The organism is Paracoccus sulfuroxidans, assembly GCF_007830335.1.
GTDB classification, from domain to species: domain Bacteria; phylum Pseudomonadota; class Alphaproteobacteria; order Rhodobacterales; family Rhodobacteraceae; genus Paracoccus; species Paracoccus sulfuroxidans.
On the sequence record NZ_VLKU01000007.1, the window covers coordinates 33999 to 58903 of the forward strand.

General features: G+C 64.0%; 24 protein-coding genes. 16 read left to right on the forward strand and 8 right to left on the reverse strand.

All coding sequences use genetic code 11. From position 1 onward, the window contains the following. Positions 1-65: 65 nt before the first annotated feature. Positions 66-989 (reverse strand): glucokinase, encoded by a 924-nt coding sequence (locus IQ24_RS11790; protein ID WP_145398167.1) that lies wholly within the window; start codon positions 987-989, stop codon positions 66-68. Between the two features lie 156 nt (positions 990-1145). Here IQ24_RS11790 and IQ24_RS11795 point away from each other — a divergent pair, with 156 nt between their 5' ends. From IQ24_RS11795 to IQ24_RS11805, 3 genes are all read left to right on the forward strand, one after another. Then, entirely contained in the window at positions 1146-1595 is a 450-nt protein-coding gene (locus IQ24_RS11795; RefSeq protein ID WP_145398168.1) for a hypothetical protein, read from the forward strand. A 64-nt stretch (positions 1596-1659) separates the two neighbouring features. Next, positions 1660-3051: an adenosylhomocysteinase gene (ahcY, locus tag IQ24_RS11800; RefSeq protein WP_145398169.1), complete on the forward strand. Its 1392-nt coding sequence runs from the start codon at positions 1660-1662 to the stop codon at positions 3049-3051. Positions 3052-3133: 82 nt separating this feature from the next. Next, positions 3134-3475, forward strand: a complete 342-nt coding sequence (locus tag IQ24_RS11805) for a DUF2853 family protein (RefSeq protein WP_145398170.1) — start codon at positions 3134-3136, stop codon at positions 3473-3475. 63 nt (positions 3476-3538) lie between these two features. Here the strand turns inward: IQ24_RS11805 and IQ24_RS11810 are convergent, their stop codons facing one another. Then, on the reverse strand, positions 3539-4159 hold the full coding sequence (locus IQ24_RS11810; RefSeq protein WP_145398171.1) for an enoyl-CoA hydratase/isomerase family protein: 621 nt from the start codon (positions 4157-4159) through the stop codon (positions 3539-3541). 84 nt (positions 4160-4243) lie between these two features. On the opposite strand from IQ24_RS11810, the gene IQ24_RS11815 reads away from it, so the two are divergent. From IQ24_RS11815 to IQ24_RS11825, 3 genes are all read left to right on the forward strand, one after another. Further along, positions 4244-5767 (forward strand): DUF2125 domain-containing protein, encoded by a 1524-nt coding sequence (locus IQ24_RS11815; RefSeq protein WP_145398172.1) that lies wholly within the window; start codon positions 4244-4246, stop codon positions 5765-5767. Positions 5768-5845: 78 nt separating this feature from the next. Next, complete coding sequence (locus IQ24_RS11820; RefSeq protein ID WP_145398173.1) at positions 5846-7198, forward strand: TldD/PmbA family protein; 1353 nt, start codon at positions 5846-5848, stop codon at positions 7196-7198. After that, complete coding sequence (locus IQ24_RS11825; RefSeq protein ID WP_145398174.1) at positions 7185-7970, forward strand: 3'(2'),5'-bisphosphate nucleotidase CysQ; 786 nt, start codon at positions 7185-7187, stop codon at positions 7968-7970. The genes IQ24_RS11820 and IQ24_RS11825 overlap by 14 nt, the downstream gene beginning before the upstream one ends. Here the strand turns inward: IQ24_RS11825 and IQ24_RS11830 are convergent. The 4 genes from IQ24_RS11830 to IQ24_RS11845 are packed head-to-tail and all read right to left on the reverse strand — an operon-like array spanning position 7967 to position 12042. Next, a complete protein-coding gene (locus tag IQ24_RS11830) occupies positions 7967-8608 on the reverse strand; it encodes a PqiC family protein (RefSeq protein WP_145398175.1) in 642 nt (213 codons plus the stop codon). The genes IQ24_RS11825 and IQ24_RS11830 overlap by 4 nt on opposite strands. 1 nt (position 8609) lies before the next feature. After that, positions 8610-10676 (reverse strand): PqiB family protein, encoded by a 2067-nt coding sequence (locus IQ24_RS11835; RefSeq protein ID WP_145398176.1) that lies wholly within the window; start codon positions 10674-10676, stop codon positions 8610-8612. Next, on the reverse strand, positions 10673-11359 hold the full coding sequence (locus IQ24_RS11840; RefSeq protein ID WP_242008118.1) for a paraquat-inducible protein A: 687 nt from the start codon (positions 11357-11359) through the stop codon (positions 10673-10675). The genes IQ24_RS11835 and IQ24_RS11840 overlap by 4 nt, the downstream gene beginning before the upstream one ends. Then, positions 11356-12042, reverse strand: a complete 687-nt coding sequence (locus IQ24_RS11845) for a paraquat-inducible protein A (RefSeq protein ID WP_242008120.1) — start codon at positions 12040-12042, stop codon at positions 11356-11358. The genes IQ24_RS11840 and IQ24_RS11845 overlap by 4 nt, the downstream gene beginning before the upstream one ends. 83 nt (positions 12043-12125) lie before the next feature. Between IQ24_RS11845 and IQ24_RS11850 the strand changes: the two genes are divergently transcribed. The 6 genes from IQ24_RS11850 to IQ24_RS11875 all read left to right on the forward strand — a co-directional run bounded on the left by IQ24_RS11850 (position 12126) and on the right by IQ24_RS11875 (position 19625). Then, on the forward strand, positions 12126-13718 hold the full coding sequence (locus tag IQ24_RS11850) for a GMC family oxidoreductase (protein WP_145398177.1): 1593 nt from the start codon (positions 12126-12128) through the stop codon (positions 13716-13718). A gap of 69 nt (positions 13719-13787) precedes the next feature. Then, complete coding sequence (locus IQ24_RS11855; protein ID WP_145398178.1) at positions 13788-14585, forward strand: flagellar motor protein MotB; 798 nt, start codon at positions 13788-13790, stop codon at positions 14583-14585. Between the two features lie 81 nt (positions 14586-14666). Further along, positions 14667-16010 (forward strand): flagellar hook protein FlgE, encoded by a 1344-nt coding sequence (locus IQ24_RS11860; RefSeq protein ID WP_145398179.1) that lies wholly within the window; start codon positions 14667-14669, stop codon positions 16008-16010. 47 nt (positions 16011-16057) lie between these two features. Further along, positions 16058-17509 carry a flagellar hook-associated protein FlgK gene (flgK, locus tag IQ24_RS11865; RefSeq protein ID WP_145398180.1) on the forward strand — a complete coding sequence of 484 codons (1452 nt, stop codon included), beginning with the start codon at positions 16058-16060 and terminating at the stop codon, positions 17507-17509. Further along, positions 17506-18525: a flagellar hook protein gene (locus tag IQ24_RS11870; protein ID WP_145398181.1), complete on the forward strand. Its 1020-nt coding sequence runs from the start codon at positions 17506-17508 to the stop codon at positions 18523-18525. The genes flgK and IQ24_RS11870 overlap by 4 nt, the downstream gene beginning before the upstream one ends. Further along, on the forward strand, positions 18522-19625 hold the full coding sequence (locus IQ24_RS11875; protein ID WP_145398182.1) for a flagellar basal body P-ring protein FlgI: 1104 nt from the start codon (positions 18522-18524) through the stop codon (positions 19623-19625). The genes IQ24_RS11870 and IQ24_RS11875 overlap by 4 nt, the downstream gene beginning before the upstream one ends. A 57-nt stretch (positions 19626-19682) precedes the next feature. Here IQ24_RS11875 and IQ24_RS11880 read toward each other — a convergent pair whose 3' ends face one another. Continuing rightward, complete coding sequence (locus tag IQ24_RS11880) at positions 19683-20333, reverse strand: carbonic anhydrase (protein ID WP_145398183.1); 651 nt, start codon at positions 20331-20333, stop codon at positions 19683-19685. A gap of 146 nt (positions 20334-20479) precedes the next feature. Here IQ24_RS11880 and IQ24_RS11885 point away from each other — a divergent pair, with 146 nt between their 5' ends. The 4 genes from IQ24_RS11885 to IQ24_RS11900 all read left to right on the forward strand — a co-directional run bounded on the left by IQ24_RS11885 (position 20480) and on the right by IQ24_RS11900 (position 24474). Further along, positions 20480-20851 carry a hypothetical protein gene (locus IQ24_RS11885; RefSeq protein WP_145398184.1) on the forward strand — a complete coding sequence of 124 codons (372 nt, stop codon included), beginning with the start codon at positions 20480-20482 and terminating at the stop codon, positions 20849-20851. Positions 20852-20935: 84 nt separating this feature from the next. Beyond that, positions 20936-22327 (forward strand): leucyl aminopeptidase family protein, encoded by a 1392-nt coding sequence (locus IQ24_RS11890; RefSeq protein WP_145398185.1) that lies wholly within the window; start codon positions 20936-20938, stop codon positions 22325-22327. Then, positions 22324-23166 (forward strand): C40 family peptidase, encoded by an 843-nt coding sequence (locus IQ24_RS11895; protein WP_145398186.1) that lies wholly within the window; start codon positions 22324-22326, stop codon positions 23164-23166. Before IQ24_RS11890 ends, IQ24_RS11895 begins: the two co-directional genes overlap by 4 nt. 111 nt (positions 23167-23277) lie before the next feature. Then, positions 23278-24474: a PQQ-dependent sugar dehydrogenase gene (locus IQ24_RS11900; protein ID WP_199756554.1), complete on the forward strand. Its 1197-nt coding sequence runs from the start codon at positions 23278-23280 to the stop codon at positions 24472-24474. Between the two features lie 6 nt (positions 24475-24480). Here the strand turns inward: IQ24_RS11900 and IQ24_RS11905 are convergent, their stop codons facing one another. After that, entirely contained in the window at positions 24481-24852 is a 372-nt protein-coding gene (locus IQ24_RS11905; protein WP_145398188.1) for a DUF3775 domain-containing protein, read from the reverse strand. Between the last annotated feature and the right edge of the window lie 53 nt (positions 24853-24905).

Here is a 24905-nt window from a genome sequence, read left to right on the forward strand (position 1 = left end):
TCTTTGATTTGTTGCCACCGGCTTAACAGAATTCACCCCCGATTCCAAACATCAGGGCATTTTTTTCAGCTGACTGCGGCAAGACAGCCATGAAGCGCGGCCATATCGTCACGGATGACATGGATCGGCACCGATTGCGGAATGCGGACCATCAGCGGGTCCGACAGGAAGGCGTCCAGAAAGATCTGCTGCCGATGCGCGGCCGAGCGTGCGACGCTGCCCGCCAGATAGATCCCCTCCATCGGCATGAAACGCAGCGCAAGCTCGCGGCAAAGCAGACCGAACAGCCGGGCATAGATGTCACAGGTTGCGCAGGCCTCGGCATCGGTCGCGGCGGCCTGCGTCACCTCTTCGGCGCGGATGGCGGGCTGGCCGGTCCGCGCGGCATGCAGCCGCGACAGGCCGCGACCGGCAAACAGTTCCTCGACCGAGTCAAAGCCCGGAAGCGTCGAGGCCGGAACCTCGGCCGCCAGCGCCTCGGCAATGGTCAGCGGCATGCGTGTGTGGCCCTCTTCGGCCTCAAGGCAGGCGATCCCGCCCTGCGGAAGGACCTTGACGGCGCAGACGTTGAAGCCGGTCCCGGCGTTCACCACCAGCCGCTGGCCGTTGCGCGAACGCCCCTCGGGCGCGGCCCGAACCTCGCCCAATGCCTCGCCGGAAAGGCCCGGCGTCGCATAGCCAAGCGCCACCATATCATTGATCAGCCGCGCCTGCTTGGCACCGGTCAGCACGCGCAAACCTGCCTCGGAAAATGACCAGTCACGATTGGTCAGCTTCGCCTCTCCGTTCCCGACCGGCCCCGCCACGTCGACGCAGACAGCCTCGACCGATGCGAGGTTCATTTCTTCCAAATAAAGCCGCACGACCTCATCGAAGCTGGCGTGATCGTCGCCCCGGAACCGCCGGATCGAGGCCGGGTCCAGCCCCTGATCACCCGCCAGCGCAAGGCGCGCATTGGTTCCACCGACATCCGCAAGCAAGATCGACATTCGCAATTCCCTTCAGCCCTTGCCCCGTTCTAGCCGGATGTGCCGACCCGTGCGAGGGGTCGTATCGAAACGCGCCTCGATTGAAACCACAACGGGGGTCCGCGCGTTTTCCCTGCACGACCCGCCAATAAAGGAGCATTCGCGAAGGGGACCGCCATGACGAACCGAAACCTGACCCGCCTGATACCCACCGCCACGCTGGCCGTGCTGATGACCGCCCTTTCGGCCGCGCCGACGCTGGCGAAAATCACCACGCGTGACGAGAATCTCGCCAATCCGCGCGGCTGGCCCGCCGTGGCCGGGATGGATGTGAACTCGGTTCTGGAGATGGCGAAAACCGCGCCGGTGGCCGATCAGGCCGGTCCCGCGCAGCCCTATTGCGATCAGGACGCCAAGGTTCACCAGACCCTGCAGCAGGATTTCGGCGAGGAACTGGTCTCGGGCGGGGCGAATGACACGCAGCTTTGGGGCTCGACGGTGATGGGCACGTGGACGGTCGTCCTGAAGCGCGCGGATGCGACCAGTTGCGTGATCGCCTCGGGCGTGGGCTATGCCGACGGCGCAAACCCGCGCGTCTTTTTCGTCAGCGCCGGGCTGAACGGCTAGGCTTCATTGAACGTAAACCCTTTCGATGCTAAGGCCCGCCAAACTGAACGCGGGGCTAAAGCCAATGACCGACTACATCGTCCGTGATATTTCTCTTGCCGAGTTCGGCCGCAAAGAGCTGGATATCGCCGAAACCGAAATGCCGGGCCTGATGTCCCTGCGGGCCGAATACGGCCAATCGAAGCCGCTGGCCGGTGCGCGCATCGCCGGTTCGCTGCATATGACCATCCAGACCGCTGTGCTGATCGAAACGCTGGTGGCCCTGGGCGCCGAGGTCCGCTGGGCCTCGTGCAACATCTTCTCGACCCAGGATCACGCGGCTGCGGCGATCGCCAAGGCAGGCATCCCGGTCTTTGCCATCAAGGGCGAGACGCTGCCGGAATACTGGTCCTATACCGACCAGATCTTCCAGTTCGCCGAGGGCACGGCGAACATGATCCTCGACGATGGTGGCGACGCGACCATGTACATCCTGATGGGTGCGCGCGTCGAAGCCGGTGAGACCGGGCTGATCGAGACGCCGACCAGCGAAGAGGAAGAGGCGCTGTTTGCGCAGATCAAGAAGCGTCTGGCGCAATCGCCGGGCTGGTTCACCAAGCAGCGTGAGGCGATCCAGGGCGTTTCCGAGGAAACCACCACCGGCGTCCACCGCCTTTACGATCTGCACAAGAAGGGCCTGCTGCCCTTCCCGGCGATCAACGTGAACGACAGCGTCACCAAGTCGAAATTCGACAACAAATACGGCTGCAAGGAATCGCTGGTCGACGGCATCCGCCGCGCCACCGATGTGATGATGGCGGGCAAGGTCGCCGTCGTCTGCGGCTATGGCGACGTGGGCAAGGGTTCGGCCGCCTCGCTTCAGGGCGCGGGTGCCCGCGTGAAGGTGACCGAGGTCGATCCGATCTGCGCGCTGCAGGCCGCCATGGACGGGTTCGAGGTCGTGGTGCTGGAAGATGTGGTCGGCAGTGCCGACATCTTCATCACCACCACCGGCAACAAGGACGTGATCCGCATCGAGCATATGCGCGAGATGAAGGACATGGCCATCGTCGGCAACATCGGCCATTTCGACAATGAAATTCAGGTCGCCAGCCTGAAGAACCACAAATGGACCAACATCAAGGACCAGGTGGACATGATCGAGATGCCCTCGGGCGCGCGGATCATCCTGCTGTCCGAAGGGCGCCTTCTGAACCTCGGCAACGCCACCGGCCACCCCAGCTTCGTGATGTCGGCCAGCTTCACCAACCAGACGCTGGCGCAGATCGAGCTGTGGACCAAGGGCGACGAATACCAGCCCGGCGTTTACATCCTGCCGAAAGCACTGGATGAAAAGGTCGCGCGCCTGCATCTGGACAAGATCGGCGTCAAGCTGACGAAGCTTTCGAACGAGCAGGCCGACTATATCGGCGTGACGCCCGAAGGTCCGTTCAAGTCGGATCACTACCGCTACTAAGGACGCAACGGTTTCGTTTGCACTTTCGAATCAGTCGGATAGTCTTCTCCCGGATATGCAACAGCTCTGGGAGAAGATGCCGATGAGCAAGCGTGACGATCTGATTGCGAAATATGCCGCCGATCTGAAGGACAAGATCGGCGTCGCCGTCGATATGGACCTGCTGACCAAGGTCACCATCGGCTGCGGCCCCTCGATCTACAATGCCGACAGCGAAACCGTCGCCGGTTCGGACAAGGAAGAGGTTGAGCGCGTCAAGACCAACTATCTGGTCAAGAAGCTGGGCCTCAGCAATGGCCCCGAACTGGACAGCGCCATCGCCAAGGTCATGGACCAGTACGGCAGCGCGAACCGCAACAAATACCGCGCGGTCGTCTATTACCTGCTGTGCCAGCACTTCAACAAGCAGTCGGTCTACGCCTGACCGCATTCAGGCTGCCGGGCCCCGCACATCCTGTCGCCGGGCCCGGATGCCATTCCTGCCGCGCTATTCCTGCATCGTCATCCGCTTGATCGCGGCGACATGTTCGGGGCTGGCCTCGCGGACATCTGCGGTCAGGGCCTGGGCATCCTGCATCAGCGTCTCGGCCGGGCTGATGCGGTCGATGAGGCCCCAGGCCAGCGCCTCCTCAGCCGGGATCTTCTGACCGGCCATCAGGATCATGCGCGCCCGCGACGGCCCGACCAGCGCCGAAAGCCGGGGCGGGTCGCTGGGCTGCGGCAGAAAGCCCAAGCGCATGACAGGATAGAAGAATTTCGCATCAGTCACGGCGATGCGCAGGTCGCAGGCCAGCACCATGCCCATCGCGCCCCCGGCGACCGTGCCGTTCAAAGCGGCAATCGTCAGGCAGGGCATCGTCGCCATCCGGCTCGACAATTGCTCCCACAGGGGGGATCGCGCCAGCCCGGCCCGCGCCTCATCCAGATCCGCGCCCGCCGAGAAGACCTTGCCCTCACCCGTCAGGATCATCGAGCGCACATTGCTTTCGGCAATCTTTTCAAGCGCCTCGGTCAGTTCCTCCAGCATCCGCGCGGTCAGCGAGTTCGCCTTTTCCGGGCGTGAGAGACGGCAGATCGCCTGATCCTCACGGATTTGGCTCACAATCACGATATCCTCCTTGGACTGTCCCGTCCGTTATGGCAAAAAACCGCAAGTTAAAGTTAGCGGCATGCGTTTTTGAAAGGTAAAGACATGACCCTCAGACTGACAAGCTCGGCCATCGCACTGGCAGCGATGACGATGCCGGCTTTTGCAGACGTGACGGCGGAACAGGTCTGGCAGGCTTGGGTAGAGTACTATCAGTCGACCGGCTATACCGTGACCGAAGGCAGCCGCGATCTGGCGGGCGAGACCCTGACCGTGCGCGATGTCGTGTTTGCGTTCAGCGAACCGCAGTCGGGTGAGCTGAAGTTCACCGTGCCGACCATCGAGCTGCACAACACCGGGGACGGCAAGGTCCGCACGGTCTATGCCGACACGCTGAGCGGCACCTATGTCGGCCCCGATGCCCCGGAAACCGACCCGGCCACCCCGGCTGACAAGGTCGAGGCCGATTTCAGCGCCAGCATGCCCAACAACGAGATCGTCACCTCGGGCAGTGTCGAGGCGATGACGCATGAATTCACCTACCCGACCCTCGTTCTGAATCTGGATCGCCTGAAAACCGGCGATGCCGAGATGACGAAGCCCATGGAAGTCACGCTGACGAACAGCACCGGCTCGATGGAGACCGTGGCGGGCGATCTGAAGAAATACACCTATGCGATGAAGACGGAAAAAGCCGACTTCAAAGGTGATTTCAAAGGCAATGCCGACGAATCCGTCACCTTCGACGGCTCGGTCGAGGGTCTTGAGACCACCGGCGACATCGCGGCCAAGCCCGGCATGTTCGGCACCGAAGCCGACATGAACGCTGCGCTGAAAGAAGGCATGTCCGTTCAGGGCACCCTGAAGGCGGGCGCTGCGGTGACGAACTTCGCCTCGAGCATGAAGGACGAAAACGGCGCTGCCCAGCAGATGTCGGGCAAATCGGACGGCAAGGGCTTCGAGCTGAGCTTCGGCATGTCGCAGGACGGTCTGGTCTATCAGGGCGGCTCGGACGCCGTCACCGCCGAGATCCAGGTCCCGCAATTCCCGTTCCCGCTGTCCTATGGCGTCGAAAGCGGCACCTTCGACATTCAGATCCCGGTCATGAAGTCGGACGATGCGCAGCCCTTCAAGATCGCCTATTCGCTGGTCAACCTGACCCTCTCGGATGAGATCTGGAACCTCTTCGACGCGCAGAAGGCCCTGCCGCGCGATCCCGCAACGCTGGAGCTGGACGTGACCGGCAAGGCCGACGTTCAGGCGGATCTGCTGGACCCGGCCGCGCAGAGCGCCGAAGCCTCGCCCTTCATGCCCAGCCAGGTGACGCTGAACCGTCTGGCGCTGAGCCTGCTGGGTGCGAAAGCCGAAGCCACGGGTGATCTGGCCGCGCCGGAAGGTGGCGACATCTCGACCCCGGTCGGCACGATCAAGGCTCGTTACGAGAACCTGAACGGTCTTCTGGACAATCTGGGCAAGACCGGCTTCATCCCTGCCGAACAGCTGTCCGGCGTGCGCATGATGCTGGCGATGTTCGCCAAGCCCGACGCCAGCGACCCGAACATCCAGACCACCGATCTGGAGTTCAAGGAAGGTGGCTCGATCTTTGCGAATGGACAACAGATCCAGTAAGCAGGCAAATCAGGAATGGGGGCCGGGCATTGTCCCGGCCCTTTTCCTATCGCGGCGCGATTCTTTTGGGGGAATGACATGAACGGATTTGACAAGCTGGAGGGCCTGACCCGGCAGTTGCTGGACGCAGCCCGCAAGGCCGGTGCCGATCAGGTCGACGCGATCGCGCTTGAGGCGACCGCCGTCTCGATCGACGTGCGCGCGGGCCAGCTCGAGCATGCCGAGCGCGCCGAGGGGGTCGAGATCGGCTTGCGGGTGCTGCTGGGCGGACGTCAGGCCACCGTGTCAGCCTCGGACCATTCAGAGCGCACCATTCAGGAAATCGCCGAACGTGCCGCCGCCATGGCGCGCGAAGCTCCGGTCGATGACACGCTGGGTCTGGCCGAGCCGGATGAGCTGGCGAAGTCCACCGACACCGCGGCGCTGGACCTTTACGACCACGAGACGCCCCCCACCCCCGAAGCCTTGCAGGAACTGGCCCTGCGCGCCGAGGCTGCGGCCCTGGCCGTTGACGGCATCAGCACGGTCGAAAGCGCTGGTGCCGTCCAATCGCAGCGGCGCATGTGGCTCGCCACCAGCAACGGGTTTTCCGCCGGGCTGGGCCGCACGGGGCATTCGCTCTCGACCATCGCGATCACCGGCAGCGGCACCGCGATGGAGCGCGACTGGGCCGGGGAATCCCGCGTCCATTTCAGCGACATGCCCTCACCCGAAGAGATCGGCCAACTGGCCGCAGAGCGCACCGTCAGCCGTCGCGGCGCGCGCAAGCCGCCGACCGGCACCTTCCCGATCCTTTATGATGAACGCGTGGCCTCGGGGCTGATCGGGCATCTTCTGTCGGCGGTGAATGGCGCGGCCGTTGCGCGCGGCGCAAGCTGGCTGCGCGATGCCATGGGCGAACAGGTCCTGCCTGCCGGGATCGACCTGCGCGAGGACCCGCATATTCCGCGCTTCGGCAGCTCGCGCATCTTCGATGCCGAGGGGCTGCCGACCGCCCCCCGCAGCTTCGTTCAGGACGGCGTGCTGACCAGCTGGACGCTGGACCTGTCCACCGGACGCAAGCTGGGCCTGCCCTCGACCGCGAATGCGATGCGCGGCACCAGCAGCCCGCCCAGCCCCGGCCTGACCAATGTGCTGATGACGCCCGGCACGCATACGCCTGCGGAACTGGCAGCGCAGATGGGGCGTGGCCTTCTGGTCACCTCGATGCTGGGGGCCTCGATCAACTCCACGACGGGCGATTACTCGCGCGGGGCCGCCGGGTTCTGGATCGAGAATGGAGAGATCGCCTATCCGGTCAATGAATGCACCATCGCGGGCAATCTGCGCGATATGCTGATGCGTCTGACCCCCGCCAATGACCTGATCGCATGGCGCGGCATGTCTGTGCCCAGCCTGCTGGTGGAAGGAATGACCGTTGCGGGTGACTGACCTGACCCTGCTGGAGCATGCCGCCGTCGAGGCCGGCAAGATCGCCATGCGCTATTGGCGCAAGGACCCGCAGGCCTGGGAAAAAGACGATGACGCCGGGCCGGTGACCGAGGCCGATCTGGCGGTGAACGATTATCTTGAGGACGTGTTGCGCTCGGCCCGGCCCGATTATGGCTGGCTCAGCGAGGAAAGCGTCGACGACCCGTCGCGGCTGGATGCGCGGCATTGCTTCATCATCGACCCGATTGATGGAACGCGGGCCTTCATCGCCGGGCAAGAGGGGTTCTCGCATTCCCTGGCCATTGCGACCGAGGACCGGATCACCGCAGGCGTCGTGCATCTGCCCGCCCGCGCCATGACCTACAGCGCCGAGGCCGACAGCCCCGCGCGGCTAAACGGCAAGCCCATCGCCCCGGTCGAACATGCGCTGCAAGGGGCCACCGTCCTGACCGGCAAGCCCAGCCTCGACCCGGTCTTCTGGCGCGGCCAGGTGCCGCCGGTGACGCGGGAATTCCGCCCCTCGCTGGCCTGGCGGCTGTGTCTGGTGGCCGAGGGGCGCTTCAACGCGGCGCTGTCCACGCGCGCCGCATGGGAATGGGACATCGCGGCGGGCAGCCTGATCGCCGAACGCGCCGGATGCCGCGTCACCGCCCTGGGCGGTCGCCCAATGCGCTTCAACACGCAGCGGATGATGCTGGACGGGCTGGTCATTGCCGCGCCGGGCCTGCACGGCGCGATGATCGAGGCGATGTCGCCGCCGCAACCGGCCTAGAAATTCTCCAAAGGCGGCAGCGGCTGCGAGAAGATGTCGACGACCGGCGCAGACGACGTCCGGACCGAGCTTCCCGGCCCGCCCAGCGTCGCGATTTGCCGTGCCAGCTGCGAGATTGCCTGCGACTGCACCTGCGCGACCGTGCCGGGCTTCTGATCGGGCATCGGCACCTGAATGTCGAAGCTGCGCGACTGGTTCGCGCCACCCGAGGCCTCATCGGCGACGAAATAGCGCCCGCTGAGGCGATAGATGCCGTCGGCCTGCGCCAGCGCCTTCTCAACCCGCACCTCGACCCGGCGACGCGGCGGCTCGGCCAAGGGCCAGGGCTCGGCGATCACTGTCGCGCCCGAGATGTCAGAGATCGTCCGCGCCAGCGTCAGGGTGAAGGCCCGCTGCGGGTTGTCCGCCCAAAGCTGCTTGGTGTTCGAGCGCACCGCGCCGTCGCTGGTCTGCCAGGCGACCTCTCCGGCAGCGGCATATTCGGGCAGGGACACGTCCTTCAGCTCGGCTGTGCCCAGCCGGTTCGCCACACGCTCGGCCGGGACGGGCGGGTCGATCAGGAAGCGCGCGGTCTTTTCGCCGTTCGAGCAACCGGCGATCAGGCCAAGCATGCAGGCAGAGATCAGGATTTTTCGCATCTTATCGTCCCAGAATGAAGGCTTGCGGGTTGCGTTCGATGGTGCGCGCCAGCGTGCCGAAGGCATTCGCCGCCCGGCGCGCCTCACGCAGAAGGCTGACCGCCTCGTTGTTGAAGGCCGAGCGGTCGCCATAGGCGGCAATCACCGCCTCGGCGCGTCCGGCCAGACGTTCCAGCCGTGCGGCCAGTTCCGGCATGCGCTTGGCGGCCTCGGCCACCTCATCCGACGCCGTCTTGGCCGAGGCCAGCGCCTCGTTCAGGCTGCCCGCGGCATTGCCGTCGCGCAGCTCGTTCAGAAGGCCCGAGGCCGCCTTCAGCGTATCCGACAGGTTCCGGGGCAGCTGCTCGGCATCTTCCGAACCCAGCATGGCGCGCAGATCGGCCAGAATGCCCTCGGCCTCGGTGCCGAGAGATGCGAAATCGACCTCGCCCACCTTGGCGGCGGCGGCGTCGATCTGTTCGACCATGGCGGGCACATCGGCGGCGGCAAGACGCACCGCCTCGGCAGCCGCCGAGGCCTCATCGACCATGCCGCGCAGCTGCGTCAGCACACCCGATTCCCGCAGTTCGGCGGTGGCCGATTTGACCTCGCCCACAGCGGCCTGCGTCTCTTCGATGGTCTGGCGCAGCGCGCCCGGAATGGCGCGGGTGTCCTCGTTGCTGGCGATGGCGGTGATCGAGTTCATCATGTCGGTCGCCGATTTCAGCGCCTCCTCGATGGGCAGATCGCCGACGCGCGCCAGGAAACCCTGCGCCGAGCCGGTGAAATCCGCGATATCCGACGGGCCTGCCGGGATCTGCGGATAGGGCTGGGCCGCCAGGTCCAGCGTCGCTTCAGGCTGGTCGGGCAGGTCGATCAGCTCGATCTCCAGCGAGGTGCCGAAGAAACCGGCGCTGGAAACGCGGGCCCGCAGGCCGTCGACGACCTGTTCGGCCATGAAGTCCAGAAATTGCTCATGCGTGCTGTCGCCCGACAGGCCCAGACGGCTGGGCGTCAGCGCCAGCGTGATCTGCTGGCGCACGCGGGCCGGGCCCTGCCCCTCGACCGGGTCGATCCGCGCGGCAATATCGGTCACGCGGCCCACGGTCAGGCCCATGAACTGCACATTCGCGCCCGTCGCCAGCCCCTTGACCGACCCGTCGATCATCACGATCAACCGCTCGGCCTGGCTTTCGTCCGACGACAGGTTCGCGCGGGCGGCAGTCTCATCGGGGTAAAGCTGATAGACATGGCCGCCCTCGACCGGCTCTCCGCCGCTGGTCAGGGTGGCAAACTCCGCCCCGCCCTGCAGCAGCGACGCGAGCGAGGTCACATTCAGCGACACCCCCTGCGAGCCCAGCGAGACCGAGAAGCCCGAGGTGTCCCAGAACACCGTCGATGAGGTCAGCCGCCTGTCATGGGGCGCTGGCACGAACACATCGGCCAGCACGGTTTCGTCGCTGTCGGACAGGCGCAGGTTCTGCATCCGCCCGATGGGCAGGCCACGGAACATGATCGGGGCGCCCTCGCTCATCCCGGTCGAGTTTTCGCTGGAAAGGACGATCCATGTCCCCTGCTCGCCCAGACTGGTCAGCGGCGGGCGGTCCAGCCCGGCGAACTCGACCTGCGGCTCACCCACCTTGTCGTCCCAATGCCCCTCGATGAAGGCCCCGGTCAGCACCGTATCCAGACGCGAGATCCCCTGCGCCGAGACCTGCGGCCGCACGATCCAGAATTCCGCGTCATTGTCGATATACTGCGCCACATCCTTGTCGACGCGGACATTGACGACGACGCGCGACAGATCCTCGGTGAAGCGGACGGATTCGACCTTGCCCACGGTGATTTCGCGGAACTTCAACGCCGTCTCGCCCGGCGTCACGCCGGTGGCATCGCGGAAATTGACGCTGATCAGCGTGCCCCGCCCGGCATAGGCGTTCCAGGCAACGCCCAGCGTAACGACCAGCGCCAGAATCGGCACCAGCCACACCAGCGAGATCCCCGCCTGCGCCGCCCGCGCAGCCGTCTTGCGCACGGCCGTCGCCGGTTTCGGAGTGGTGGGGCGTTCGGGAGGAGGCGTGTCGGTCATGACTGCTTTCGGTTCCTGCGGTTGTAGATGGGCAACCCGCGCCAGATCAGCCTGGGGTCGAAACTTTGGGCCGACAGCATGGTGAACGCCACGGAAAGGGCGAAGCTGACCGCTGCGGGTCCGGGATGGATCGAGGCGACGAAGCCAAGCTGCACCAGCGCCGACAGGATCGCCACGATGAACACGTCGATCATCGACCAGCGCCCGATGAACTCGACGACCTCAAGGATGTAAAGGCGGCGATGCGCGTCCTCGGGCGAGGCGGGACGCCCGGCGACCATCGCAAGCCAGGCGATGGCCAGGAATTTCGAGATCGGCACGACGATTGACGCCAGAAACACCACCGCCGCGACGCCGTAACTGCCGTAATTGGCCAGCTCGATGACGCCTTCGACAATCGTCGCCTCGCTGTTGCCACGCAAGCCGCCGAAAGTGGCGGTCTTCAGCATCGGGAACAGGTTCGCCGGGATATAGAAGATCAGCCCCGCCAGCCACCACGCCCAGACCGCCTGCAGGCAGCGCCGGTCCGGCGGCACAAGGCGGGTGCCGCAGCGCTGGCACAGGGTCTCGGTCTGCGGCCAGACGCGGCCACAGGCCCGACAGCCGATCAGGTTCGCCCGATGCGCGGTCAGCACCAGCGCATGGCCATCGTCAACGGTTGCACGGCGCTTGAATGGCTTCACGTGTACCGCCCGTCCATCATCTCGCGCCCGTCGGTGGCGACGCCGGCGTCCTCGATCGCGTCCCAGATGGTCGTGGCGCTAGTGAAGGCATTGCTGGCGGCGTTGACAAAGATCAGCCCGCAGAACGCCCAGAAGGCAGGCCCGAAGCTGACGGTCGCCAGACCGCCCACCTTGACCAGCGCAATGGCGGTGCCGATCACAAAGATCTCGGCCATGGACCAGGGGCGCAGCTGCTCGGATGAGCGGAAGGCCCAGACGGCATAGCGCCAGGGGCGCTTGCCCCGCGTCAGCGGCAGCAGCGTATAGACCAGCAGGATCGCGCGAAACGCCGGAAGCCCCACGATGGTCAGCAAAAGCGCCACCGTCAGCGGCATCAGCGGCCCGTGCGAAAACGCCATCGCGACCCCGAAAAGCGAGGTCTGGTTGCCAAACCCCATGCGCGAGATCTCGAGAAAGGGAAAGAACACCGCGCCCACCAGCAGCACCAGCGAGGCGAAGGAGAGCGCGATGATGCGGGTGAACGCGCCAAGGCGCGGCCGGGCCAGCACCGAATTGCAGCGAATGCAGCGCGCGGTCTCGCCGGGCTCAAGCTCTTCTTCGACGTGCAGGGCATCGCAGCGCGGACAGGCCACCAGCCCCGCGCCCGTCGTCATGTCGAATTCGCCCTCATGCATCATGGGCATAACGTAACCTACGCCCTGCCGCTCGCAAGAGGGCGCTTGTCCCTGCCCGCGATGCTGCCTAGCATTTGTTGCCGGGGGGACGCATGATCTATGACTTCATCATTGCCGGGGCGGGAACGGCGGGTTGCGTGCTGGCCAACCGCCTTTCGGCCAATCCGCAGCACAAGGTCCTGCTGATCGAGGCAGGCGGGCGCGACAATTACCCGTGGATTCACATCCCCATCGGCTATCTTTACTGCATCGGCAACCCCCGCACCGACTGGGGCTTTCGCACCGCAGCCGAGCCAAACCTCGATGGCCGTTCGCTGCTTTATCCGCGCGGGCGCGTGCTGGGCGGCTGTTCCTCGATCAACGGGATGCTCTATCTGCGCGGGCAGGCGGCCGATTACGACCACTGGCGCCAGCTTGGCTGCACCGGCTGGGGCTGGGAGGACGTCAAGCCGCTGTTCCTGAAGTCCGAGGATTACGCCGACGGCCCCTCCGAGGACCACGGTGCAGGCGGCGAATGGCGGGTCGAGCGGCAAAGGCTTCGCTGGGACATCCTGGACGATTTCGCCCGCGCCGCACAGGCCGCCGGCATTCCCGCCAGCGACGATTTCAACACCGGCAACAATGAAGGCGCCGGCTATTTCAAGGTGAACCAGCGCAAGGGTTGGCGGGTGTCCTCTGCCAAGGCCTTCCTGCGCCCGGCCATCAAGCGCCCGAACCTCACCGTGCTGACAGACCAGCATGTCCATCGCGTCGTGTTCGAAGGACGGCGCGCGACGGGGCTGGAGCTGCTTCAGGACGGCGCGTCGCAGATCGTGAATGGTCGCACGGTGATCCTCTCGGCAGGGGCCATCGGGACGCCGCAGATCCTGCAGCTTTCGGGGATCGGGCCTGCCGATCTGCTGCAATCCCACGGGATCAAGGTCCGGCGCGACGCCGCCGTGGGCGAGAACCTGCAGGACCACCTGCAAATCCGCTGCGCCTATCGGGTCGAGGGGGCAAAGACCCTCAATCAGATGGCCGGGACATGGTGGGGCAAGGGCCTGATCGGCGCGGATTATCTGCTGCGCCGCCGTGGCCCGATGAGCATGGCCCCCAGCCAGCTTGGCGCTTTCGCCAAATCTTCCTCCGACATCGAGACGCCGGATCTGGAGTATCACGTCCAGCCTCTCAGCCTTGATGCCTTCGGCGACGATCTGCACGATTTTCCGGCCATCACCGCCAGTGTCTGCCATCTGCGGCCCGAAAGCCGGGGCAGCGTGCAGATCACCTCGGCCGATCCGCTGGCCCATCCCCGCATCGCGCCGAACTATCTGTCGACTCCGGGCGACCGAATCGTCGCGGCCCGGGCCATTCGCCTGACCCGCCGGATCATGGCGCAAGAGCCGATGGCCCGCTATCGTCCACAGGAATTCAAGCCCGGCCCGGGCGGTGACAGCGATGAGGAACTGGCGCAGGCGGCGGGCCGGATCGCCTCGACCATCTTCCATCCCGTTGGCACCGCGCGCATGGGCGCTGATCCTCAGGCGGTCGTCGACACCCGTCTGAAAGTCAATGGATTCGAAGGACTTATGGTCGCGGATGCGTCGATCATGCCGACCATCACCTCGGGCAATACGAACAGCCCGACGATCATGATCGCCGAAAAAGCCGCCCAGCTTCTGCTGGAGGAAATGCAGCGCATTTGAGCCGTTAACTGGATTTTCAGCATCCCCGGCTTAGTCCTTTCCCAATGTAGCGGAAAGGACACGCGCTCAATGGCCGGAAATCGGGATGGCGCCCCCATCATCATCAAGCGGATCACCAAGGTGGAAGGCGGCCATCATGGCGGCGCCTGGAAGGTCGCCTATGCCGATTTCGTAACGGCAATGATGGCCTTCTTCCTGCTGATGTGGCTGCTGAACGCGACCACGGAAAAGCAGCGCAAGGGGCTGGCCGATTACTTCAACCCGACCATCACCCAAAGCCCGAATGAAGGGGCCAACGGCGTCTATGGCGGCGAGATTAGGGATGCCGACACCAACTCCGGCAAGGGCGCGGGCGCGTCAAAGGACGAATACCTGGCTCAGGCGCGTCAGGGGCAAGAGTCGGGCTTTGACGCCATGGCCCGGCATATTCAGGACCAGCTGACCGGCAGTGGCGCCGAATCGATGCAGATGACCAATATTCTGCGCCACGTCGTGACACGAATGACCGATGAAGGGTTGGTCATCGAATTGACCGATCTTCAAGACGCACCGCTGTTTGACGGCGACACCGCGCAACCCACCCCGGCGATGCGAGAGCTTGCGGGCATCCTCAGCCGCGTTCTGGGACGCGTGAAGAATGAAATCGCGATCTCGGGTCACGTCCGTGGCTACCCCGAGATGTTGGTCCATTCGCCTGTCTGGGCGCTGTCGGATGCGCGGGCGCATACCGTTCGCAATCTGCTGGAAACCGCAGGTTTCAACGAAAAACGCATTCAGCGCGTCACCGGCTATGCCGACCGGCGCAACCGCTCCAGCAATCCGATGGATCCCGGCAACAACCGTGTCGAGGTCATTCTGCTTCGATGAATTAAGACCGCGCGGATTAGCAGCATTTTAACCCGCCGCGCGCAGATTGCATGAACCTGATTCACGAAAGGTGTGAAAAGAATGTCGATCTCCTCTGCACTCAATGCCGGTGTTGCCGGACTTGCAGCCAACTCGACGCGACTTGCGAGCATTTCGGACAACATCGCGAACTCCGGCACTTATGGCTACAAGCGGGTGAATACGGATTTCGAAAGCATGGTCATCAACCAGGCACGCGGCGCGGGCGTCTATTCCGCAGGCGGTGTGCGCGCGCTGACCAGCCGCATCATCGACCAGCGGGGGGCGCTGGTGTCCTCCTCGCATCCACTGGACATCGCAATCTCGGGTCGTGGTATGCTGCCTGTCATCCCCTCGGTCGCGCTGGCATCGCTTGGCTCCGGTGACCGTCCGCTGATGATGACGACGACCGGCTCATTCCGCACCGACGCTCAGGGGGTGCTGCGCACCGAATCCGGTCTGGTGCTGATGGGCTGGCCCGCAAACGCGGATGGCTCCATCCCGATCATGCCGCGCGACACGGCCTCGGGGCTGCAGCCGGTGGTGATCAACGCCAACCAGACCTCGGCCGACCCGACGACCAGCATGAACCTCGGCATCAACCTGCCCGCAACGGACACCGCAGGTGGCGGCACGGGTGAGCCTTGGAACATGAAAGTCGAATATTTTGGCAACCTCGGCACCTCGGAATCGCTTGCGCTGACCTTTACCCCGACCATCAACGGTCCGACCGGCAGCGGCATGTCGAACACCTGGACGCTCGAAATCCGCGACTCGGCCACCATCGACGACCCAGCCACGGCCAATGACGAATCCCTTATCGGCTCCTATGAACTGGTCTTCAGTGACAGCCAGACCTCTGGCGGCACTCTGGCCTCGGTGACCACCCTCTCTGGCGGCGCCTATGATCCCGCAACCGGGATGCTGGCGCTGAACGTTGACGGTGGCCCGATGAGCGTGGCCATCGGGCGCCCGGGCGACACCAACGGCCTGACGCAGCTCAGCGACGACTTCGCGCCTACGAACATCTTCAAGAACGGCTCCCCCGTCGGCAACCTGACCGCAGTTGAGATTGACGAAAACGGCTATATCCGGGCCACCTATGACACCGGCTTTATCCGCACCATCTATCAGATCCCGCTGGTGGACGTCCCGAACCCCAACGGTCTCATCGCACTTAACAACCAGACCTATCAGGTCTCACCGAACTCCGGTGCCTTCTTCCTGTGGGACGCCGGTGATGGTCCGACCGGCGCAGTCGTAGGCTACGCACGCGAAGGCTCGGCCACCGATGTCGCAGCGGAGCTCACTAACCTTATCCAGACCCAGCGGGCCTATTCGTCGAACGCCAAGGTGATCCAGACCGTCGACGAGATGCTGCAGGAAACCACCAACATCAAGCGGTGATGACCCGCTAGCGCGAGCGTTCGATCGCAACACCAAGGAGCATTTGCATGAGCTTGTCCGCCGCAATTTCCAACGCGCTTACCGGCCTGACCGCCGCGTCCCGCGGCACCGAGGTCGTGGCATCGAACCTCGCCAACAACCTCACGCCCGGTTATGCGCGGCGTGAGGTTTCCCTATCGCCACGTACCTACGGCGGCGGGGTCCAGATCGACGGCGTCCAGCGTACCGTCACCGCAAGCCTGCTGGCCGACAACAGGCTTTCGCAAGGCCGTGTCGCCAATAGCACGGCCCTCGCGGGCTTCTATAACTCGATGGAAAAGTCGATCGGGACCGTGAACGACGGGAACTCTCTAAACTCCCTGATCGCGGGTCTGGACGCCAAACTGATCGCTGCATCTAGTCAGCCCAACAGCGAAATCCGCCTCGCCGAAGTCCTCTCAAGCGCGAAAGACTTGGCGGGCAAGATCAACGACGTCGCCCGTGACATCCAATCGGCTCGGACGAATGCCGATCACGGCATTGCAGCCGATGTGGACCACCTGAACACGACGTTGGAACAGATCGCCAAGCTCAATCGGCAGGTGGTGACAACGCTCGCGAACGGTCACGACGCCTCGTCCTTGATGGATGCGCGTCAAAAAGCCGTCGACAGTATCGCGGACATTGTCGCGATTCAGGAGGTTCCACGAGAAAACGGCCGTATCTCGCTTTTCACCAAAGGCGGCGCGGTACTGCTTGACGGCATGACCCCCAGCAAGATCGGCTTCGTAAGCAGCGGTCAGGTTTCGCCTCAGGACGCCATCTCCGACGGTACGCTTTCGACGCTCAGCATCGACGGCGAGCCTCTCTCGATCCTGCAACTCAACATGTTTGCGGGTGGCTCGATTGCTGCACAATTCGAGATCAGGGACCGACTTGCACCGGAGCTGCAAACGCAGATCGATGCGGTCGCGCGTGATCTCTATGATCGGTTTTCCGATCCTAGCGTGGATCCTTCCATTTCGCCCGGTGGCCATGGCCTGTTCACGGACAACCAGCAGACCTTTACCGGAACTTCAGAGCTTGGCCTTGCGAACCGTCTGGCGGTCGCCAATTCCGTAGATCCGGCGAACGGGGGGGAATTGTGGCGACTGCGCGCCGGAATCGACGCCGCAGCAACTGGCAACCTTGGGGACAGCAGCCTTCTGATCCGAATGTCAGAAGCGCTCAATCAGTCAAGAACTTCTTCCTCGACGGGCGTCAGTCAATCGCCTCGCACGCTCTCCGTGTTCGCTTCAGAACTGTCCTCCTTCTCCGCAACCGCGCGTCTTCGGGCGGAGTCCGCTCTGTCACAGGACAATGCCCAGTTCAGCGCGCTGAAATCGACCCTACTGTCCGAGGGCGTGGACACTGACAGAGAGATGGAAAACCTGCTTGCGCTCGAGCGCGCCTATGCAGCGAACGCAAAGGTTTTTCAGGCGGCGAATGATATGCTGGACAACATCCTGAGAATGACATGACAATTTTTTCCTCCATCGGCGACCTGTCACGCTCCTTCCAGCTTCGGCTGGCCAATGCGACGATGAAATCCCGTCTCGACGTCCTGACGCAGGAGGTCAGCAGTGGAATCAAGTCCGATATTCCGAAAGCCGTGGGCGGTGACCTGCGATATCTGCAACAGATCGAAGGCAGGTTGCAGACATTGACCGCCTACAAGCAAAGCATCAACGAAGCCTCAGCACGATTTTCGGGCATGCAGGACGCACTCGAAACAATGCAGTCGTTAACCGGCAGCCTCGGCACTTCGTTGCTTTCCGAAGCAGCGACTGGCACGGCCGATCAACTTAGAATCCGGGCTGCCTCTGGGGCTGAGAATTTCAGTTCAATGATTGGCGCGCTGAACACGGAAGTTGCCGGACAGTACCTGTTTTCAGGATCACGCATTGATACAGCGCCGATCCCCTCGGCCGCAGACATGCTTTCCAGCATCAAGGCATTGGTTCAGGGTCTTGCGACCCCAGGCGACATGATTGCAGCCATCGACGGGTGGTTTGACGCCCCTAACGGTGCCGGAGGTTTCCGCGATGTGATCTATGCTGGCAACGACGACGCGCAGCCCAAGGTCGCGCTGGCAGCAAAAAGTTTGGTTTCAAGTGATCTGACTGCGAGTTCTCAACAATTCCGCTCAGCTTTGAAAGGGATGGCGATCATGGCGGTGGCCTCCGATCCATCTTTCGGCTTTGACACCGGCGCGTTGCGCAATCTTTTCAAAAGCGCGGGCGAGCGGCTGGTGGAAGGAAATACTGAAGTGATTCTCGCACGGTCAGGCGTTGGAATGATCGAGGCGGCGATTGCGCAGGCGCAGACGCGAAATTCGGCCGAAACATCCGGGCTTCAGATTGCGCGGCTCGATCTGATTTCAGCCGACCCATACGAAACAGCATCGGCGCTCAAGGAAGCCGAGGCCGGGCTACAGAACCTCTATGCCTTGACGGCGCGGCTGTCGAAACTCACCTTGACGGATTATTTGAGATGAGGTCGCTGCTTCTGCTGCTTTTGCTCACCTTGAGTTGGGCACTTTCGGCGCAAGCCGCTCCGGTCCGTATTAAGGATCTTGCGAATGTCGATGGCGTGCGCGGCAACGATCTGGTCGGATACGGGCTGGTAGTAGGCCTGAACGGCTCGGGCGATAGCCTGCGCAATACGCCATTCACAGAGGAGATCATGGCCGGGCTGCTGGAGCGGCTGGGTGTCAATGTAACCGACGAGGCGTTCCGCCCCAAGAACGTCGCGGCGGTTATTGTGACGGCAACACTTCCGCCCTTCGCGCGATCGGGCTCTCAGATCGACGTGAACGTGGCGGCCATCGGGGACGCGAAAAGCCTACTGGGCGGCACGTTAGTTATGACTCCCCTCAATGCCGCTGACGGAGAGATTTACGCTGTCGCGCAAGGTTCTGTTTTGTCCAGCGGGGTGGCGGCGTCGGGCGATGCAGCGTCAGTAGTCCAGGGCGTTCCGACAACAGCGAACATTCCCTTGGGCGCGCGTGTCGAGCGCGAGGTGAACTTCGACTTCTCCACGATGACCCAGATGCGTCTGGCACTTCGCACGCCGGATTTCACGACCGCCGCTCGCGTTGAAGCGGCGATCAATCGCGAATTCGGCAAGAATCTGGCCACCCTTCTGGATTCGGGGACGGTATCGCTTGATGCGTCCGTTCTTGGCAACGTGAACCCGGCGCGTCTGATCGGGCGCATTGAAAACCTGATGATCGAGCCGGAAAGTGCGGCGAAAGTGGTGATCGATCACAAATCGGGCACCATCGTCATGGGCGAAGATGTGCGGATTTCTCGTGTCGCCGTCTCGCAGGGCAATCTGACCTTGCGAGTTCGGGAAACGCCGATGGTCTCTCAACCGAACCCGTTTTCACCGGGGAAAACCGTAGTCGTGCCTCGCACGCTGGCGGAAATCACTCAAGAACCCGGGATTGGCTTCGCGCAGGTTTCAGGGGAGTCTTCACTGTCGGATGTCGTCGCGGGGCTGAATGCACTGGGTGTCCGACCGCGCGATATGATCGATATTCTCAAGGCGATACATGCTGCGGGCGCGCTGCATGCCGACTTCATTGTCAACTGAGGCGCAATCGCCTTTTGGCGTCAGCATGGGCTACGAAATAGCCCATGCCACTCCAGTTCAAAGCACCTGAACGAAGGCGCCTGCAGCGCTGTCGTACTGTTCGAGCCCGCCTGCCGCGATGTCATGCATCACGCCGTGCAGGGCAAGCTCCTCGGCTTCGACCTTTTCCCGGATGAAGGGGAAGGTCATCAGGTTCTCAAGAGAGACCAGAACCGCCTGCCGCTCAAGCTCGGGGATCTGCTCTTCCAGCGGAAAGTCCACGACGCGGTCATAGCCGGGGCGCAGAATATCCATCCAGCGACCGACGAAGCTGGTCTTCTCTTCCAGTTCGGGCGCGTGACCCGAGCACATTGCGTGGCAACCCTGCACGCCACCGCAGTTCGTGTGGCCCATCACCACCAGATGCGCCACCTTCAGGGCGTTCACCGCATATTCGATGGCCGCCGAGGTGCCGTGCTGCTCTCCGTCTGGGGCGTAGGGCGGAACCAGATTGGCAATGTTGCGGTGGATGAAGAACTCACCTGATTCGGCACCGAAAATCGCCGTCGCATGCACGCGGGAATCGCAGCAGGTGATGACCATGGCGCGCGGGCGCTGCCCATCTTCGGCCAGTCGGCGGAACCAATTGCGGTTTTCTGCAAAGGTGGTTGCCTTCCAGCCATGATAGCGCTGGACGAGGTAGTGCGGTAGCGGACGAGCTAGTTTCATCGCTTCCTCTTTTTTATGTTCCCCGCCCTGATAATCCCCCTATCGCTAAAGTTCGAGGTGATTCCCGCTTCTTCTATTACCTTTTCTTGAGGTCTTGCTGCCAGTTTGCCCCTTGGTGCTGATGTGCCGGATTGAGGTGGAGACAGATGAAGATCGCAATTCTGGCGGTGGAGGAAGAGATTTTGGTCGATATGCAGCGGCTCGAACAGCTTGTGACGGAACTTGGCCAGGACACGGCGAACTACGTTCTGGGCGCCGCCTTGGAACAGTTGGCGCAGGCACTGACGAAGACCGTGACGGCCGCCGACCGGCAGGAGCTTTCGACCGTCGTCAGCCAAGCCGACCGGCTGTCGCGGCTGGCGTGGCAGGTCGGGCTGGTGTCCCTGGCGGGCGTGGCCGTCGACGTGGGCCGCTGCGCCGAGACCCGCGATCTGCCGGGACTGGCCGCGACCGCCGCGCGGCTCCGGCGGATAGGCAATCGCTCTTTGACCGAGGTTTGGGAGCCTCCTGCCGCTTAGACCACCGCAGCTGAACTCGTCCCTTGCGGCTGGTTCCCACCGCGTTACCCTTGCAGCCGATTGTGCCGATCCGAGTCTTGCACCATGCGCCCAGAATTCGCCAACCCCTCTGCCATCCCCCTGCCGCTCTGGCTGATCCGCTCTGATACCGATGGCGCGCAGATCCCGCCCGAGGCAGGAGCTTTGGCCGCGACCTGGGCCAGATCGCAGAATTTCACCGGCAAACCCGGTCAGATCTGCCTGATCCCGGATGCGACCGGCGGGCTTGCGGGAGCGCTTTACGGAATCGGCGCTACCAACGCCCCAGGCCGCGAGCGTTACGCGCTGGCCCACGCGGCGGAAAACCTTCCTGTAGGGAACTGGAAGCTGGCCAACAGCCCTGAGGGTTTCGACGTTGCGGCAGGGGCTCTCGGCTGGCTTTTCGCGCAATACCGCTTCACCCGCTACAACAGCGCCGAGCCGCCCAAGGCAAGGCTGGTCTGTCCCGATGGCGTCGACGGCGAGCGGCTGCTGGCGCTTGCGGCGGGTGAGTATCTGGCGCGCGACCTGATCAACACACCGACCTCGGACATGGGGCCGGAGGATCTGGAAAAGGCTGCGCGTGACCTTGCCGCCCGCCACGGCGCCTCCATCGAAGTCACCGTCGGGGATGACCTGCTGGACAAGAATTTCCCCATGATCCACGCGGTTGGGCGGGCGTCGGATCAGGCTCCCCGGCTGATCGACATCCGCTTTCCGGGCACCGGTCCACGCCTGACGCTGGTCGGCAAAGGGGTCTGTTTCGATACGGGTGGGCTCGATATCAAGCCACCGGCCTCGATGCTGCTGATGAAGAAGGACATGGGCGGCGCGGCCAATGTGCTGGGCCTTGCCGAGACTCTGGCGCTGCTGAAACTGACCGAAAGCATGTCGCTGCGGGTGCTGATTCCGGCGGTCGAGAACTCGATTTCGGCCAATGCGTTCCGGCCGGGCGACATTCTGACCAGCCGCAAGGGCCTGACGGTCGAGGTCAACAATACCGACGCCGAGGGCCGGTTGGTGCTGGCCGACGCGCTGGCACTGGGCGATGAGGAAGCGCCCGAGCTGATGATCTCGATGGCGACGCTAACGGGCGCGGCGCGTGTGGCGCTTGGCCCCGAGCTTCCACCCTTCTTCTGCGACGAAGACGGCATCGCCGATGCGCTTTACCGCGCGGGCCGCGACGCCGCCGATCCGGTCTGGCGCCTGCCCTTCTGGGATCCCTATGAGGCGATGATCGAGCCGGGGATCGCGGATCTGGACAATGCCCCCTCGGGCGGGTTCGCGGGCGCGATCACGGCGGCACTGTTCCTGCGCCGGTTCACCGGCAAGGCGCGGGCCTATGCGCATTTCGACATCTACGGCTGGCAACCCTCAGCCGCGCCCGGACGCAGCAAGGGCGGCACCGGGCAAGGCATGCGCGCCATCCTGAACGCTCTACCCGAGGTGCTGAAGTGACCGACCGCCGCCTGACCCCCGCCACCGACCGTATCGCATTGGAATCCCTGCGAGGCGTGGTCGAACGCCCGGCCTATACGCCCGGTCGGCCCGCCCGGTTGTCAGCTCCGCTGGCAGACCTTTGCCGCGCACCGGATGGGGCTCGCGACCGGCAGACGAATTTCGGCGCTGATCTGACCGTGCTGGAAGAGCGTAACAGCTGGGCCTTCGTTCAGGCCGTCGCCGACGGCTATTGCGGCTGGGTGCGCTCTGACGCGATCACGCAGAACCTGCCGCCCGTCACCCATCGCGTCAGCGCGCCCGCGACCCATGTCTATGCCGAGGCCGATATCAAATCGCCCGACCTCATGCTGCTGTCGATGGGCGCGCGCCTGTCGGTCGTGGCGACGCAGGGTCGGCTTGCGCGGCTGGCGCAGGGCGGCTTCGTGCCGCTGGAGCATATAAGCCAGACCCCGGAAACCGACCCCGCCGAAGTGGCCGAGCGCATGCTGGGCACGCCCTATCTTTGGGGCGGGAACAGCCGCTCGGGCATCGATTGCTCGGGTCTGGTGCAGGGCGCGCTGCTGGCCTGCGCGATCCCCTGCCCCGGCGACAGCGACATGCAGGAAAACGCCTTCCCGGTCAGCGATGCTCCGATCCGGCGCGGTGATCTGTTGTTCTGGAAAGGCCATGTCGCGATGGCGCTGGACGATCAGCGCATGATCCACGCCAACGGCAACTCCATGTCGGTGCTGATCGAGCCGATTGCGGTGGCGCGAGAGCGGATCGAGGCCGAGTATCCGGGCACCTTCCGGGGCGTGCGCCGCCCCGACCTGATCCCGACCGGGCAGTTCCCCTAGGCCCAGACCTGCGACATCATGCCCACCGCCTGACGAAGTTGTCAGCGGCGAAACCGGCCTCGGGATGTTAGCCTGACGCGGCCCGTTTTCGCAGCTTTCAAGGACATGCGCATGACCTATCTGACCCGGTTCCTCATTCTGGCGTCGCTGGCGGCCAGCCCTGCCCTGGCCGAGATGAACGACGCAGCCCCCAATGCCACCGGGCAGCAACCGGCCTTCGAAGGCCAGACCCGCGCGCCCGCGCTGACCGACGACATCACCCTGACCCAGACCACGCTGGCTGAAAAGCTGGAGCATCCTTGGGGCATGGCCCTGCTGCCCGATGGCGCCATGCTGATCACCGAGCGTCCCGGCCGCCTGCGGCTGCTCTCGGCCGAGGGCGTGCTGTCCGAGCCGCTGAAAGGCGTGCCCGAGGTCGACAATCGCCAGCAGGGCGGGCTTCTGGACGTCGCCATCGCGCCCGATTTTGTCGACACGCGCCGCGTCTGGCTGAGCTTTTCCGAACCGCGCGGCTGGCGGAAGAACAAGAATTCGACCTCGGTCGCGACAGGCATCCTGTCGGCGGATGGCAGCGGGCTTGAGGATGTGAAGGTCATCTTCCGGCAGGACCCGGCCTGGGGCTCGCTGATGCATTTCGGCTCGCGGCTGGTCTTCAGCCCCGAGGGTGCACTTTACGTCACCACAGGCGAGCGCTCCTATGATGAGCCGCGCGTGCTGGCGCAGGACGTCAACACCCATCTGGGCAAGGTCCTGCGGATCGATCCGCTGACCGGCAAGGGTGTCGAGGGCAATCCTTTCGCCGATGGCCGCTCGGGCAAGCCGGAAATCTGGTCCTACGGCCATCGCAACATTCAGGCGGCGGCGCTGAACCCCGCGACGGGTGAGCTTTGGACCGTCGAACATGGCCCTGCGGGGGGCGACGAACTGAACAAGCCCGAAGCTGGCAAGAACTACGGCTGGCCCGTCATCACCTATGGTCAGGATTACAGCGGCGGCCCGATTGGTGAGGGCAAAACCCAGCAAGAGGGGATGGAGCAGCCGGTCTATTACTGGGATCCGGTGATCGCCCCCAGCGGCATGACCTTCTATCAGGGCGAGATGTTCCCCGAGTTGCAGGGCGATGCGCTGATCGGCGGGCTGGGCGCGCAGGCCGTCGTGCGGCTGAAGCTGCAGGGCGACCGCGTCATTGGCGAGCAGCGTCTGGCCGAGGGCATCGGCCGGGTCCGTGACGTCGAGATCGCCCCGGATGGCGCGATTCTGGTGCTGATCGATGACCCCGAGGGCTCGCTGATCCGTCTGGCGCGCTAGGGGCGGTCAGACCGGGCGCTGCACCTCATCCTCGGCATCTTCGGGCGAGATGCCGAGCGCCTCCATCCCCGATTCCAGCAGATCGGCCAGACGCGGCTCGGACATGAGGTAATCCTCGGTACGCTCGCCGCGTTCGACCTTGGCGGTCTCCAGCGCTTCGGCCAGTTCCTCGGCGTCAAATGTGTCGCGCCCGATCCACATCAGCGCGACCAGCGAGGCGCGCTCATCCTCATTCATCGCGGCGATGAACTCGTGCAGTTCGGACCGGGCCCCGTGACCGGTGCGATGGCCGCTGTGCGCCCAGGCGTTGACCCCGCTGTCGACCTCGCGGGCACGGATGATCACATAGGCGATTTTATCTGGACTGATAGGCAGCATCGTCCACCTCCCCAATGGGAAAGTGTTGCGCGGCGCGCACGATCCGTCAACTG